The sequence below is a fragment of the Herbaspirillum sp. Her2 genome, from assembly GCF_057961375.1.
Window position 1 is genome coordinate 5,064,485 of record NZ_CM176331.1, and the last position, 13,273, is coordinate 5,077,757.

Consider the following 13,273-nt stretch of genomic DNA (forward strand, 5'->3'; position numbering starts at 1 on the left):
GTTCATTCCACTGCGGGTTTGTTTTCGTACAGCCACTGCATGACCATATGTCCCACGATCACCTGCATGTCCTCGGCGATCTGCATGTCATCCACCGCAAAGTGGACCGGGATGTCGCACAGGTCCTTGGCCTTGCCGCCGCTGTAGCCGAGGATGGCGCAGGAGAGCACGTCCATCTTCCTGGCCTGTTCCAGCGCACGCAGGATGTTGCCCGAATTGCCGCTGCCCGACAGCACGATCAGCAGATCGCCCGGTTGCGCCTGCACGGCCAGCTGCTCGGAGTAGATGTGGTCGTAGCCGATGTCGTTGGCCAGGCAGGTCAGCACGGCGGCATTGGCCGACAGCGCCGAGACCCGCATGCCACCGCCTGTGCGCTTGGCGATGCCGTACAGGAAATCATTGGCCAGGTGGATGGCATTGCCGGCGCTGCCGCCATTGCCGCACAGGAAGACCTGGCGGCCCTTGAGCCAGCATTCCTGCATGGCCTGCGCCAGGCGGCCCACGCCATTCCAGTCCGAACCTGCCAGCACCGCCTGCAGGCGGGTGGCGTAATCCTGGAACGCCGTCAGAGAAACCGGTGCCGGGCTCATGCCGCCTTGGGAGACAGTACGGTCTGCTCCATCCACTTCAGGTTGTAATAGCGGTCCTCATCCTTGAGCACGCCGCTGCGGTACTTCTCGATGATCTCGGTGATGGCGGTCTCGACCGACTTGGACGGCTTGAAGCCGGTGGCCAGCAGCTTGTCCGAATTCACGCGGTAAGAGCGCGGATCGTTCGATTCGGTCACCACGATGTCCACCGGGATGTGCTTGGCCACCATGCGCGCGATGTCCAGGATGGAGATGTTCTCGAAGCCGGCGTTGTAGACGCCGGTGATTTCCGGATGATCGATCAGGTGCAGGTAGACATCGGTGATGTCATCGATATGGATGTTCGGACGCACCTGGGTGCCGCCGAACACGGTGATCTTGCCCTTGGCCAGCGCCTGCATCGTCAGCAGGTTCACCGACACGTCCAGGCGCATGCGCGGCGAGTAGCCGCACACGGTGGCCGGACGCACGATCTGGACGATCATGCGGTCCTTGTAGCTCAGCAGCACCGGCTCGGAGACCATCTTGGTCTTGTTGTATTCGGAGATCGGCTTCAGTTCGAGGTCTTCGGTGACCTGCAGCTCTTCCTTGACGCCGTAGACGCTGCCGGAAGAAGCGTAAATGAATTGTTTGACACCCTTGCGCACGGCCTTGTCGGCCAGTTGCATGGTGGCCAGTGCGCTGACCTCCCAGGTCAGCTTGGGATCGAGATCACCGCAGGGATCGTTGGCGACCGACGACAGGTGAATGATCGTGTCCACACCGTCCAGATTGATCTGGTCGATGTTGCGCACGTCACCTTCGGTCACGGTCAGGTTGGGGTGGGGGGCCAGATAATTGCCGAACCACATGATGTCCAGCACATGCACCTTGTAGCCGCGCGCCAGCAGTTTGGGGACGAGAACGCTGCCTTTGTAGCCGCAGCCGCCGGTGACCAGAATATTCATATCTACGCGTGATTCCCTAATGTAAAAACTGTCAGTGGTGATCGCGCCATGGCTGGCCAAAGCGGATCAGGCCGGCGGCTGCGGGTACCTCGGCCGAGGCCGTACCGTGCGCTTGCAATGCAGGAAATTTCCCTGGAGAAATATCACAGAGAGTCTTGCCCATGCTTGCATCTTGACAGCTTGGGCAGGCGGGCGACGGCCACATAAGCGAGGAAACTTGCCCCCTATTTATCGCATGGACGTCATTGCAGGAACGCCCGCGCGCAGGTAGGCAAGCCCGCACCGATGCGTTCATCTACGGAAGGAAAGGGTAAAACTTGAATGGCCGGATGGCCGCAGAGGGACGCCGCGCCGGGGCGGCGTCCGGTGCCGGGTCAGAAGAAGCTGGCCGGGCGATCCTGCCGGTACTCGGGATCGCAGCGCCGCAGCAGGTCGTGGCGCAGGGCGTGGAAACGATCGAGGTAAGCCTGGTCGGCCGAATGCAGGTAGGCAGTCTTGAGCGCGTCCAGCATCACCATCTCGTCGCGGCAGGGATAGAACAGCGGGTCACCGAAGCGCATGGCGGCAATGTTCAGATTCGTCACCTGCAGCTCGGGCATGAGCGCCATCACCAGCGAACCGATGCGCTCCATGATGAAAACCTTCATCTGCACCGTACTCTTGCCATAGTCGGTGACTTCGTTGAGCTTGCGCGCCAGTGGCGTGGCATTGGCCTCCGCCAGGGCGAACATGTGCTCGTTGATGGCGAACCACTTGTCCCAGAACACGGGCTTGGCAATGATGTAATTGCAGTACGCGGTGGAGCGGAAATTGTTGATCAGCGATTGCAGGTTCACGTCCAGCCCGATATCGGCCATCAGCGCCTGCGCGACCGGAACGATGCCGGGATGGCGCCGCGCGCCCTGTTCGAAGACGCTCAGGTAGGCCGAGGCATCCGACATCGACGGCGAGAACGTGTACACATCCGCGCCAGGGCGGCTGTCCATGAAGGCGTGCACCTGCTGCGCGTTCATGCGCGTCTTGTCGAAGAACAGCGGAGAGAGGAAACCGTAGTAATCGTCCTCATTGAGCGCCGTGTTCAGGAAATAATTGCGGATGCCCCAGTACTCGCGCCAGTCAGGCCGGGGATTGCCGACGATCTCAAGCGGCGTGAAGCCGGGATCCAGCATGCGGCGGCTGGCTTCGTCGTAGTGGATCTGCAGGATGTGCTTGTTCATGGTCATCAGGGGGCCAGGCAACGGCTGTAGACATCGTGATAGTGGGCGGCCTTGGCAGCCAGGTCGAAGCCCTCACGCACTTCCTTCTGCCCCGCCGCGGCCAGGGCGTGGCGCTTCCCGGGCGATTCGATCAGTTGCGTGATGGCGTCCAGCCATGCCTGGCTTGAATTGGGCATCAACAGGCCGGTGACCTCATGCGTGACGACCTGGCTGTACACCGAGACGTCGCTGAAGACGGAGGCGATACCGGCCGCCGAGTAATCGAGCCACTTGATGTAGCTCTTGCATTGATTGTATTCGTCGCTGGCCAGCGGGATCAGCGCGATATCCCAGTTCCACTGGCGCAATTGCGCCGCATAGTCCACGTACTGGTGCACGAAGGTATGGAAGGTCGTCAGCGGATGGCCGGCCCAGCCCTGCGGGCACTCCCAGCCGACGAAGTCGATGTGCAGACGCGTACCGTAGCGCTCAACCAGGGCGCGCAAGGCCTGGTCGACCAGCGCGAAATTGGAGGGCTGGATGGAAGAGCCCAGCAGCCCGATGTTGATGCGTCCATCGAGGTCGGTGGACTGGGGAACCGGACGGTAGAACAGATCGAAATCGATGTAGTTGGGCAGGACGTGGACCGCCGCATTGAGCTCGCGGTACTTGGCGGCGAGGAATTCGGTGGAGACCACGACGGCCTTCGCATGCCGCACCGCGAACTCGATGCCGGTCTTCCAGGCCGCGCCTTGCTGGGCTTCAGGATGGTCGGCCGGAATCTCGTTGAGCAGGTCGTCGGACTCGTAGATGATGGGAACCTTGGAACTGAAGATGGTGCGCAGCACGTCCAGCGACATCAGGCCGGGGGTGTAGCGATGCAGCAGTATCAGGTCGGCATCGGCCAGGTAATTGCTCTGCAGCTGGCCATTCTGGATACCCCAGACCAGTTCCCACTCGTCCTGCAGATGGGCGAAGGGACGGATCAGGCGGATCTGCGGGCAAGGGCTCCAGGTCGATTCCACCGAATACACCACCAGCCGTTTCTTGCGGCGCGTCGGGGCCGGTGCGGGCGCAAAGGCCGGCGCTGCAGGAGGCGCGTTGAAGCGCCGCTGGCTGGCCAGGATGAAGTCGTCCAACTGCCCCGCCACCAGGTCGCGGCGGGCTGTCTGGTCCGCCGCTGGTAGCAGCGGCAATTCCAGCAGTTGCACGCCGCCACCGAGTCCGGGCTGCCAGGCCAATGGCAATTCGCCGGCCAGCGCGGCCTGTCCAGGCTTGAGCAGGAAACGCACCACGTTCACTGCGGACAGGGGATTGCCGGCCACGCTGCCGGCGTAGATCACGATGGGATTGCGTCCGGCCGCCAGGTGGGCGTTGATCAGCTCCTGCGTCAGCCGCGGCGTGCGCAGGGAGGTACTGCCTTCTTCGGTGACATAGGCCTCTTCGCCCCACAGATTCAGCGCGTGGCAGAGGCGATGCAGCAGCAGGGCTTCTTCCGATTGGGTGGCGAAGGCGGGCGCAAAGATGTAGTAGGGGGAGTGCAGCCGGGCGAACAAATCTGGTCTCATATGCTACTCGGTGGTCTGTCTCTGGGTGGCTCGATGATCTGCGCAACGGACAGCGCCCCGGCTTCCTGCCCCCGGCGGCGGCATCCAGGCGCTGCGCCCCCTGCAGGGCAGACCTCATGCAATCGGCGCAGTATAGCAGTGCACTTTTGCGGGGAATGGCCTGAATTGGCGGCAAAGAGGGCGACAAATCCTCGCATGGCCGGCTGCTGCGGCGGACTGCAAAAAGCCAAATTGGCCTCGATAAACCGCCCAGACCCACGGTTGTTCCTGCTGGCAAAGCCGGTAACATAGGCATCTTTGGTGAGAGTGTTGCTTTGGATGCAATACTTTCATGGCTGACGGATCATCACTCATCTAGGGGTACAAATTGAAAGTCGTCATTCTCGCCGGCGGTCTGGGTACGCGGCTTGGGGAAGAAACCGATGTGCGTCCGAAACCGATGGTGGAGATCGGTGGCAAGCCCATCCTGTGGCACATCATGAAGGGTTATTCGCAGCACGGCTTCAATGAGTTCGTGATCCTGCTGGGCTACAAGGGTTACCTGATCAAGGAATTTTTCGCCAACTACTTTCTGCATCAGGGCGATGTCACCATCGATCTGGCCGACAACCGGGTGGAAGTCCATCGCAACAAATCCGAGCCGTGGAAAGTGACGCTGGTGGAAACCGGCCTGTCGACCCAGACGGGTGGCCGTTTGCTGGCCGCCCGCGACTATCTCAAGGAGGGCGATTTCATGCTCACCTATGGCGATGGCGTTTCCGATGTCGACGTGAGCGCCCTGGTGGCGCATCACCAGGCCAATCCCCAGGCACTGGTGACCATGACCACGGTGCAGCCCGAGGCGCGTTTCGGCATGGTGCAGACCGATGAGGCCGGCTTCATCCGCGATTTCCGCGAGAAGCCGCCGGGAGACCTGGGCTGGATCAACGGCGGCTTCATGGTATGTCGCCAGGGCGTGTTCGATTACCTCAAGGAAGGCGAGGGCACCATCTTCGAACGCGCCCCGCTGGAGCAGATCGCAGGGGATGGAAGGCTGCTGAACTGGCCGCACCACGGATTCTGGAAATGCATGGACACCCTGCGCGACAAGATCCAGCTCAACCAGATGTGGGACCAGGACCAGGCACGATGGAAGACTTGGAGCTGAGCCCGTCCTGCGGGCGCGGGGAGTGCGCATGAACCTGCAGATCACGCCCACCGGAATCGCGGGGGCGGCGGTGGTGTCCAGTGTGCGGCGCGGTGACGCGCGCGGCAGCTTCGCGCGCTGGTTCTGCGACGAGGAACTGGCACCGGTATTGCAGGGCAGCCGCATCGTGCAGGTCAACAATTCGTTCACGGCCGAGCCCGGCAGCGTACGCGGCATGCACTTCCAGCATGCGCCCCACGCGGAAAAGAAACTGATTCGCTGCCTGGCAGGCCGCGTCTTCGATGTGGTGCTGGACTTGCGCAAGGGCTCGCCCACCTTCCTGCAGTGGCGCGGCGTCGAGCTGGCGGCCGGTGACGACCGCGCGCTGCTGGTGCCGGAAGGCTGTGCGCACGGTTTCCAGGTCCTGGAAGCGGGCAGCTCGCTGCTCTACCTGCATACTGCTCCCTATGTCCCGCATGCCGAAGGCGGTGTGCGCCATGATGATCCACGCGTGGCCATTGCCTGGCCGCTGCCGCCGCAGAACCTGTCGCCACGCGACCTCCAGCATCCGCTGCTGGCTCCCGATTTCGATGGAATACCGCTATGAAATGCCGCCACTGCCAGACCGAACTGCATGACACGTTCATCGACCTGGGTTTCTCACCGCCCTCCAACGCTTATCTGAGGGCCGAGGATCTGCGTCGTCCTGAAACGACCTATCCGCTCAAGGTGATGGTGTGCCGCCAGTGCTGGCTGGTCCAGACCGAGGATTACACGCACTACGACCAGCTCTTTGCCACCGATTACGCCTACTTCTCATCCACCTCGAGCACCTGGCTGGTACATGCCGCGCGCTATGTGGACATGATTGCGGCACGCCTGAACCTGAACGCGCAATCTCTGGTGGTCGAGCTGGCCGCCAATGATGGGTATCTCCTGCAGTACGTGCAGCAGAAGGGCATCCCCTGCCTGGGCGTGGAGCCCACCACCAGCACGGCTGACGCCGCGCGTGCCAGGGGCATTGCGATCGTCGAGGAATTTTTCGGCGTGGCACTTGGCCAGCGGCTGCGCGAGAGCCATGGTGCGGCAGACCTGATCGCCGCCAACAACGTGCTGGCGCATGTCCCGGACATCAATGATTTCGTTGGCGGCATGCGTGCCCTGCTGGCACCGCAAGGGACGGTGACGGTCGAGTGTCCCCACCTGTTGAACCTGATCGCTCAGGCACAGTTCGATACCGTCTACCACGAGCATTTCTCCTATCTCTCGCTGGTGGCGGTACAGCGCGTGATGCAATCGCAGGGGCTGCGCGTCTACGACGTCGAGGAGCTGCCGACCCACGGTGGCAGCCTGCGCATCTATGCCTGCCATGCCGATGCCGCTATCGCCGCCACTCCGGCCGTGCAGGCCATGCTGGCACGTGAGCGGGAGGCCGGGCTGGAGCGCATCGAGGGCTATGCAGGGTTCCAGGCGCGTGCCGAAGAGATCAAGTTGCAGTTGCTGTCCTTCCTGCTGGAGCAGAAGCGCGCCGGCAAGAAGGTGCTGGCCTATGGCGCCGCTGCCAAAGGCAACACGCTGCTCAATTATTCCGGCGTGCATCCCGATCTGCTGGCCATGGTCGCCGATGCTGCACCTTCCAAGCAGGACAAGTACATGCCAGGCAGTCATATTCCCATCGTTTCCCCGCAGCGCCTGCTCGACGAAAAACCGGACGTGGTGCTGATCTTGCCCTGGAACATCAAGGACGAGGTCGCGCAGCAGCTGGCCGAGATCCGTGCGTGGGGCGGCCGCTTCGCCATCGCGGTGCCGCAGCTTCAGGTGTGGTGAGGGAGGCCAACATGCATATTCATCTGTTGCAGCTCGCTCCGTCGACCGTCCCGGTAGCGCCAGGCTTCCAGCACGTGCTCACCCCTGCGCCTGACGCTTGGGGCGGTCTGTTGGCCATGCGCCGCTTTTTTCATGAACAGGCTATCGATGGCGAGGCTTGCTATGCCTTCGTCACGTCGGCATTTCTCGGCCAGACCGGTCTGGATGCGGCTGGCGTGCGCAGTCTGATCGAGGCGAATCCGCAAGCCGCCGCCTGGACCTTCATGCCGCATCCGCTGGAGGCCTGTGGCCAGCTCAACCTGCTGCTGCAGGCGGAGCAGCACCTGGAGGGTTTCACCGCGCTGGCCAAGCGTTTCCTGCAGGCGCTGGGCTTGCAGCTGGACCCGCTGCATTTCGTGCCGCAGTGGCAGAACAATGTGCCGCACGGTTTCATCGCGGCCAAGCCGGCGTTCTGGCAAACCTGGTTTGATCTGGCCGAGCGCCTGTTCCAGATGGCCGAGCAGGAGCCGGGTGAGTTGCGCGCGGCACTGCAGCGCCAGGCAGTATCCGGCGAGTCCGGACGGTCGCTGCTGGCGGCACGCCTGGGCTCCCTGGTGCTGGGACTGGACCAGCAACTGCGCGTATGGCATTGCCCGCCGGCGCTGATGCCGGCTGCCCTGCCCGTGGCAGCTGCCGACCTGGCGGAACTGGAAGCCTTGCGCAACGCCTATGCGGCCAGCGGTGACGCCGCTGATCTGCAGCGTTTCAGCTTGCGCAGCGGACAGTTGCGTGGCGCGCCGGCCCGGCCGCCTGCGCCGCTGTCGGCACCGCTCGCCGCTGCGTCATCTCCATCGCCATCGCTGACGCTGGCACCGCGCACGCTGGCGCAGCCCGATAACGCGGCGGCCCAGGCCGCGCGTGGCGAGCTGGTGTTTGGCTGCATGACCCACGTACCGTTGCCGGTGAAATTCCCCGATCATGTGCTGCCGATCTACCTCGGCGAGGCCCAGCATGAGGGCGCGCTCAACCTGCGCGACCTGGCACCCCAATGGGTCCCTTATCACCCCATCGTGGCCGGCATGCTCGGCAACTTTGCCTTGCGCAACCTGATCCTGCGCGACTATCCCCACGTCAAGCGCGTGGGCGTTTGCCTGTACCGCAAGTTCATTTCGCGCGAGCGCATCAGCGGCGTGCCTGCTGAAGACAACTGGATGATGGACGTGGTCTCCGACAAGGAATTCGCACGGCTGTCGCTGGAGCAGATGATGGAGCCGGGCGAGCAGGAATTCCTGGTTGGCAAGACCTGCGGGTTCAAGGTGAGCGGCCGGGATGCCGGCTATCTGTCGCATTACGCGGTCTCGCATCACGCCGAGGATCTGTTGCGCTATGCGGCTGCCGCAACCGAGCTGGGGGTCTTCGCACGCAGCGAAGCCGAGCTGTTCTTCAACGAGAAGACCTTCTTCATGGGCGGCATCGAGATGGGCGTGTTTCCCGCCGATTTCTGGCTGCGCACCGTGGAGCAGATCGAAGCCGTGACTTGGTATTGCGTCCAGCACTACGACACCCGCCGCGAAGGCTATCAATCCCGCGCGTGGGCCTTCTGCGCTGAACGCCTGGGCAGCTACCTGCTCCTGCGCGAACTGCGCGCACGCTACGGTGATCCGGGCTACATGCGTTTCTTTGGACAGCTCAATCTCATCACCCGTGGTGACCAGACCAAATACGTCCCCAGCCACTGACCAGGTTCATCACGGCCCGGCCGCCGATACCGCCTGCGTCTTCAGTCAGGGAGCAGCTTGCCCTGATCGAGCTGGTAGTGGTCGATGATCTGCTGCAGGCAGGCCGTGGCGTCCTCATCCCATGCGGGCAGGGTGATGCCGAAGCGCTGTTTCAGCTTGCTGCAATCCAGCCGTGAATTGAGCGGACGCTCGGGCGGCGTGGGGTAGGAAGAGGTCGGTACCGGGGTGATCTGGTCCAGTCCCTTGAGCCTGACCGGGACGCCACGCGCCATCAGCTCGCGCGCCACCAGTTGCGCATAGCGATGCCACGACGTGGCTCCCTGCGCGGTGAGGTGATAGGTGCCGCTGGTGGCCGCAACTTTCTCGCGCCCGCCGTCGGTCCCGGCCAGCATGCGGCAGCAGACCGCCGCAATGGTGGAGGCCCAGGTCGGTGCCCCGAACTGGTCGCCCACGATGGTATAGCTTTCCTTCTGCTGGGCCAGGCGAATGGCCGTCTTCATGAAATTGTTGCCCGTGCGGTTGTAGACCCAGCTGGTCCGCAAGATCCAGTGGGCTGCGCCGCTGGCGGCGATGGCCAGTTCGCCGTCACGCTTGCTGGCACCGTAGACATTCAGCGGATGGGTCGGCATGTCTTCCGTATAGGCACCGGAGTGCTGTCCGTCGAACACGTAATCGGTGGAGAAGTGGATCAGGGCAGCCCCCAGCCGCGCGGCCTCCTGCGCCAGGAGGGCGGGCGCGTCGGTGTTGATGCGACGCGCCAGCTCCGGTTCGGACTCGGCCTTGACCACCGCCGTATAGGCGGCCGGGTGGATGATCAGATCGGGCCGGGCCTCGCGTACCGCCGTGCGCAGCGCATCCGCGTCGGTGAGGTCGAGTTGCCCGCGCACGGGCGCGATCACATCAAGGCCGGCCGGCATCGCACGCAGGCGGCGCAGGAATTCACTGCCGACCTGGCCGCTGCTGCCGGTAAGCAGGATGCGCATGGATTTCATGGCTCAGGGCTTGAAGCCGTTCGGATTGTTCTGCTGCCAGCGCCACGAGTCGGCGCACATGGCGTCCAGTCCCAGCTTGGCTTCCCAGCCCAGCTTGCGGCGCGCTTCCGCCGGATCGGCATAACAGGAGGCGATATCGCCCGGACGCCGCGCGGCGATGGTGTAGGGGATGGGTTTGCCGGCGGCCTTTTCATAGGCCTTGACCACATCCAGCACGCTGTAGCCATTGCCGGTGCCGAGATTGACCGCGAAGCATTGTGGTTCGGTCAGTGCCTGCAGGGCGGCCAGGTGGCCGGTCGCCAGGTCGACCACGTGAATGAAGTCGCGCACGCCGGTGCCATCCGGGGTCGGATAATCGCCGCCCCAGATGCTCAGTTTTTCACGGCGGCCCACGGCGACCTGGGCGACATAGGGCATCAGGTTGTTGGGGATGCCACCCGGATCTTCGCCGATCATGCCGCTTTCATGCGCGCCGACCGGGTTGAAGTAGCGCAGCAGGGCGATCTTCCAGTCCGGATGGGCGCGATGGTAATCGCGCAGCATGTCTTCGATGACGATCTTGCTGCGGCCATACGGATTGCTGGCCGACAGCGGATGGGATTCCGTCAGCGGCAGGTATTGCGGGTCGCCGTAGACCGTCGCCGAGGAGGAGAAGACGATGGTCTTCACGCCCGTGGCTTCCATGGCTTCCAGCAGGCGCACGGTGCCGACCACGTTGTTGTCGTAGTACATGAGCGGCTTTTCCACCGACTCGCCCACGGCTTTCAGGCCGGCGAAATGGATGACTGCGTCGCATTTGAACTCGCGCAGCACGCTTTCCAGCTGATCGCGGTTGCGAATGTCCCCCTTGACCAGCGCCAGTGAACGGCCGGTGATCTGCTGCACTCTCGCCACCGACTCCGGGCTGCTGTTGCAGAAATTGTCGAAGACGATCACTTCGTGGCCTGCCTTGAGCAATTCCACGCAGGTATGGGAACCAATGTAGCCGGCACCGCCGGTGACGAGGATGTTCATGTGAGCTTCTCTTGGTAAGTTGGCAACAGCGTGATTATGTCAGAGTCTGGTAAAACGCAATCTGTTCTTCGGTCAGGGTGCGCAGCTCATCGTTGTTCAGGTAGGCGGCGTACCAGCGCGCGGTCATCTGCAGCGCGACGGTCAATTCCAGTTTGGGCGTCCAGTTCAGGCGCTGGCGCGCCTTGGAGATATCCAGCCGCAGCAGATGGGCTTCATGCGGGGCATGGGCTTGGGATTCAACACGGATGTCCAGCGGCGCGATGTCGTGTTGCCGAAGCGCCTTGTTGAAGCTCTCGCAGAGCTGGCCGACGTTGCGGGGATCGGCATCGGCCGGGCCGAAATTCCAGGCTTCCGCATGGCGCGGGCCTTCTTCGTAAAGAAGCCTGGCAATCTGCAGATAGCCCGACAGCGGTTCCAGCACGAATTGCCAGGGACGGATTGCGCCAGGGTGGCGAATGTTCAGCGGCGTCTGCGCTTGCAGGGCGCGGATGACATCGGGGATCAGGCGATCTGCGGCGAAGTCGCCGCCGCCGATCACATTGCCGGCCCGCACGCTGGCGAGTGCGGCGCGGCCCGCATCGCGCTCGCCAAAGAAGGAGCGGCGATAGGCCGAGGTCACCAGTTCGGCGATGCCCTTGCTGCTGCTGTAGGGATCATGCCCGCCCATGGGATCGTCTTCGCGGTAGCCCCACAGCCATTCACGGTTCTCATAGCATTTGTCGCTGGTGACCACCACCACGGATCGCACGCTGGGGGTGTGCCGTACGGCTTCCAGCACGTGCACGGTGCCCATGACATTGGTCGCGTAGTTGTCCACCGGGTTGGCATAGGAGTCCCGCACCAGCGCCTGGGCCGCAAGATGAAACACCACGTCAGGCTGCACGGCTGCCATGGTCTGCGCCAGGTGCACCGGGTCGCGCACATCGCCGGTGGTGGTCTGCACGCAGTCGTGCAGCCGGGCCAGTTCAAACAGGCTGGGATGGGTCGGTGCAGGCAACGAATAGCCGCTGACCTTCGCGCCCATCATGTGCAGCCACAGGCTGAGCCAACCGCCCTTGAATCCGGTGTGCCCGGTAATGAAAACACGTTTGTCACGCCAGAAGTTCGACATCATGCAGCCTCGAATGCGGGAGAGGAATATCGCCGAGATCACCCGGACGAATGCATGTGCGCAGCAGCGTTGGTGTCGACGAGGCTCCTATTAGACCATGGCGTGGCGGCCGGGCAAGGGTGAAGCAGGCAGGCTTTCTTCTTTCATTCCCGCCGTTGCGCAGCGGCGGAAGAGGAGGAAAGGGAATGAGAGATGCGCCGCCGGCGCGGGCCGGCGGCGAACTTTGCTGAGGAGGGAGGCTTACCGGGTCGCTGCCACAGCTTCCAGAATCACCTTGGCCACCTCGGCCGGACGCGATTGCTGCGGCACGTGGCTGGCGGCCAGCTCGGTCGTCTTTGCGTTGATCTGCTTGGCAAAGCTGCGCTCCAGTGCGGGCTGGATCATGCGGTCCTTGGTGCTGACGATGTACCAGCTGGGACGAGTCTTCCAGGCGGCGGTCTCGACCTTGTCGCCGAAGGCCTTCATGGCGATCGGACCTTGGGTTGCGGCCATCACGGCGGCCTGCCTGGCCGGCACGTCCTGGGCGAAATCAGCGGCCAGCGCGGCCGGCGGCAGGCTGGCGAAACCGGCTTTGTCCACCGACAGCTTGGCGATGCCCGGCGGTACCGGCAGGTCCTTGCCGAGGTCGCCCGTGGCCTGGCCGGCGTCCGGTGCGAAGGCCGCGACATAGACCAGGCTGGCGACCTTCTCATGATTGCCGGCCTCGGTGATCACGGTGCCACCCCAGGAGTGGCCGACCAGCACCACCTTGCCCGGCTGGTTGTCGATGGCGCGCTTGGCGGCGGCGACGTCGTCGGCCAGCGAGGTCAGCGGATTCTGCACCGCGGTGACCTTGATGCCCTTGGCTTGCAGCAGCGGGATGACCTTGGCCCAGTCGGAGCCATCGGCAAAGGCACCGTGGACGATCACGACCGACGGCTTGTCCGAGGCATCGGCGGCGATCGCGCTGCTGCCGGTGAAGGCGGCGGCGAGAGCCAGCATGCCGAGAGTGGTCTTGAAGCTGAAGCGGGGGAAAGCGGATTTCATGGTGTTCTCCTGTTCAAAGAGTGCGTGGGCTAGGGGTGTGTTGCAGTGAGGCCAGTATAGAAATGCCGCTGCGCTGCCGGTATCGGTCAATTGACCGACCCCGGCCAGCGTGCGGCAAGGCGCTGCGATTGTGGCCGGTTGCCACCGGCCTGCCCATT

The 13,273-nt window shown here is 63.4% G+C and carries 12 protein-coding genes; 4 read left to right on the plus strand and 8 right to left on the minus strand.

Annotation, left to right across the window (positions count from 1 at the left end):
• Positions 1-2: 2 nt before the first annotated feature.
• The 4 genes from ACWHXP_RS22970 to ACWHXP_RS22985 form a co-directional block, all read right to left on the minus strand.
• Positions 3-590, minus strand: a complete 588-nt coding sequence (locus tag ACWHXP_RS22970) for an SIS domain-containing protein (RefSeq protein WP_034331006.1) — start codon at positions 588-590, stop codon at positions 3-5.
• Positions 587-1,537 (minus strand): NAD-dependent epimerase/dehydratase family protein, encoded by a 951-nt coding sequence (locus ACWHXP_RS22975; protein ID WP_034331005.1) that lies wholly within the window; start codon positions 1,535-1,537, stop codon positions 587-589. Before ACWHXP_RS22975 ends, ACWHXP_RS22970 begins: the two co-directional genes overlap by 4 nt.
• Before the next feature lie 374 nt (positions 1,538-1,911).
• Complete coding sequence (locus ACWHXP_RS22980; protein WP_034331036.1) at positions 1,912-2,754, minus strand: hypothetical protein; 843 nt, start codon at positions 2,752-2,754, stop codon at positions 1,912-1,914.
• Between the two features lie 5 nt (positions 2,755-2,759).
• Positions 2,760-4,301: a glycosyltransferase family 4 protein gene (locus ACWHXP_RS22985; RefSeq protein WP_489634968.1), complete on the minus strand. Its 1,542-nt coding sequence runs from the start codon at positions 4,299-4,301 to the stop codon at positions 2,760-2,762.
• Between the two features lie 367 nt (positions 4,302-4,668).
• Here ACWHXP_RS22985 and rfbF point away from each other — a divergent pair, with 367 nt between their 5' ends.
• The 4 genes from rfbF to ACWHXP_RS23005 are packed head-to-tail and all read left to right on the plus strand — an operon-like array spanning position 4,669 to position 8,972.
• Positions 4,669-5,448, plus strand: a complete 780-nt coding sequence (rfbF, locus tag ACWHXP_RS22990; protein ID WP_034331002.1) for a glucose-1-phosphate cytidylyltransferase — start codon at positions 4,669-4,671, stop codon at positions 5,446-5,448.
• A 28-nt stretch (positions 5,449-5,476) separates the two neighbouring features.
• On the plus strand, positions 5,477-6,034 hold the full coding sequence (locus ACWHXP_RS22995; protein ID WP_121040763.1) for a dTDP-4-dehydrorhamnose 3,5-epimerase family protein: 558 nt from the start codon (positions 5,477-5,479) through the stop codon (positions 6,032-6,034).
• Entirely contained in the window at positions 6,031-7,254 is a 1,224-nt protein-coding gene (locus ACWHXP_RS23000; RefSeq protein ID WP_489634967.1) for a methyltransferase domain-containing protein, read from the plus strand. The genes ACWHXP_RS22995 and ACWHXP_RS23000 overlap by 4 nt, the downstream gene beginning before the upstream one ends.
• 11 nt (positions 7,255-7,265) lie before the next feature.
• Positions 7,266-8,972 (plus strand): hypothetical protein, encoded by a 1,707-nt coding sequence (locus ACWHXP_RS23005; RefSeq protein WP_489634966.1) that lies wholly within the window; start codon positions 7,266-7,268, stop codon positions 8,970-8,972.
• 41 nt (positions 8,973-9,013) lie between these two features.
• Here ACWHXP_RS23005 and rfbD read toward each other — a convergent pair whose 3' ends face one another.
• From rfbD to ACWHXP_RS23025, 4 genes are all read right to left on the minus strand, one after another.
• Positions 9,014-9,964: a dTDP-4-dehydrorhamnose reductase gene (rfbD, locus tag ACWHXP_RS23010; RefSeq protein ID WP_489634965.1), complete on the minus strand. Its 951-nt coding sequence runs from the start codon at positions 9,962-9,964 to the stop codon at positions 9,014-9,016.
• A 3-nt stretch (positions 9,965-9,967) separates the two neighbouring features.
• Positions 9,968-10,978 carry a UDP-glucose 4-epimerase GalE gene (gene galE, locus ACWHXP_RS23015; RefSeq protein ID WP_134223625.1) on the minus strand — a complete coding sequence of 337 codons (1,011 nt, stop codon included), beginning with the start codon at positions 10,976-10,978 and terminating at the stop codon, positions 9,968-9,970.
• A 34-nt stretch (positions 10,979-11,012) separates the two neighbouring features.
• Complete coding sequence (gene rfbG, locus ACWHXP_RS23020; protein WP_489635828.1) at positions 11,013-12,089, minus strand: CDP-glucose 4,6-dehydratase; 1,077 nt, start codon at positions 12,087-12,089, stop codon at positions 11,013-11,015.
• 240 nt (positions 12,090-12,329) lie between these two features.
• Positions 12,330-13,115 carry an alpha/beta fold hydrolase gene (locus tag ACWHXP_RS23025; RefSeq protein ID WP_121040752.1) on the minus strand — a complete coding sequence of 262 codons (786 nt, stop codon included), beginning with the start codon at positions 13,113-13,115 and terminating at the stop codon, positions 12,330-12,332.
• Positions 13,116-13,273 lie beyond the last annotated feature (158 nt).

Excerpts from the sequence above, each read along its gene's own strand:
- ACWHXP_RS22975 (WP_034331005.1), bottom strand. The coding sequence starts at position 1,537 with ATGAATATTCTGGTCACCGGCGGCTGCGGCTACAAAGGCAGCGTTCTC.
- ACWHXP_RS22970 (WP_034331006.1), bottom strand. The coding sequence starts at position 590 with ATGAGCCCGGCACCGGTTTCTCTGACGGCGTTCCAGGATTACGCCACC.
- ACWHXP_RS22980 (WP_034331036.1), bottom strand. The coding sequence starts at position 2,754 with ATGAACAAGCACATCCTGCAGATCCACTACGACGAAGCCAGCCGCCGC.
- ACWHXP_RS23025 (WP_121040752.1), bottom strand. The coding sequence starts at position 13,115 with ATGAAATCCGCTTTCCCCCGCTTCAGCTTCAAGACCACTCTCGGCATG.
- ACWHXP_RS22985 (WP_489634968.1), bottom strand. The coding sequence starts at position 4,301 with ATGAGACCAGATTTGTTCGCCCGGCTGCACTCCCCCTACTACATCTTT.
- ACWHXP_RS22995 (WP_121040763.1), top strand. The coding sequence starts at position 5,477 with ATGAACCTGCAGATCACGCCCACCGGAATCGCGGGGGCGGCGGTGGTG.
- ACWHXP_RS23000 (WP_489634967.1), top strand. The coding sequence starts at position 6,031 with ATGAAATGCCGCCACTGCCAGACCGAACTGCATGACACGTTCATCGAC.
- ACWHXP_RS23005 (WP_489634966.1), top strand. The coding sequence starts at position 7,266 with ATGCATATTCATCTGTTGCAGCTCGCTCCGTCGACCGTCCCGGTAGCG.
- galE (WP_134223625.1), bottom strand. The coding sequence starts at position 10,978 with ATGAACATCCTCGTCACCGGCGGTGCCGGCTACATTGGTTCCCATACC.
- rfbG (WP_489635828.1), bottom strand. The coding sequence starts at position 12,089 with ATGTCGAACTTCTGGCGTGACAAACGTGTTTTCATTACCGGGCACACC.
- rfbD (WP_489634965.1), bottom strand. The coding sequence starts at position 9,964 with ATGAAATCCATGCGCATCCTGCTTACCGGCAGCAGCGGCCAGGTCGGC.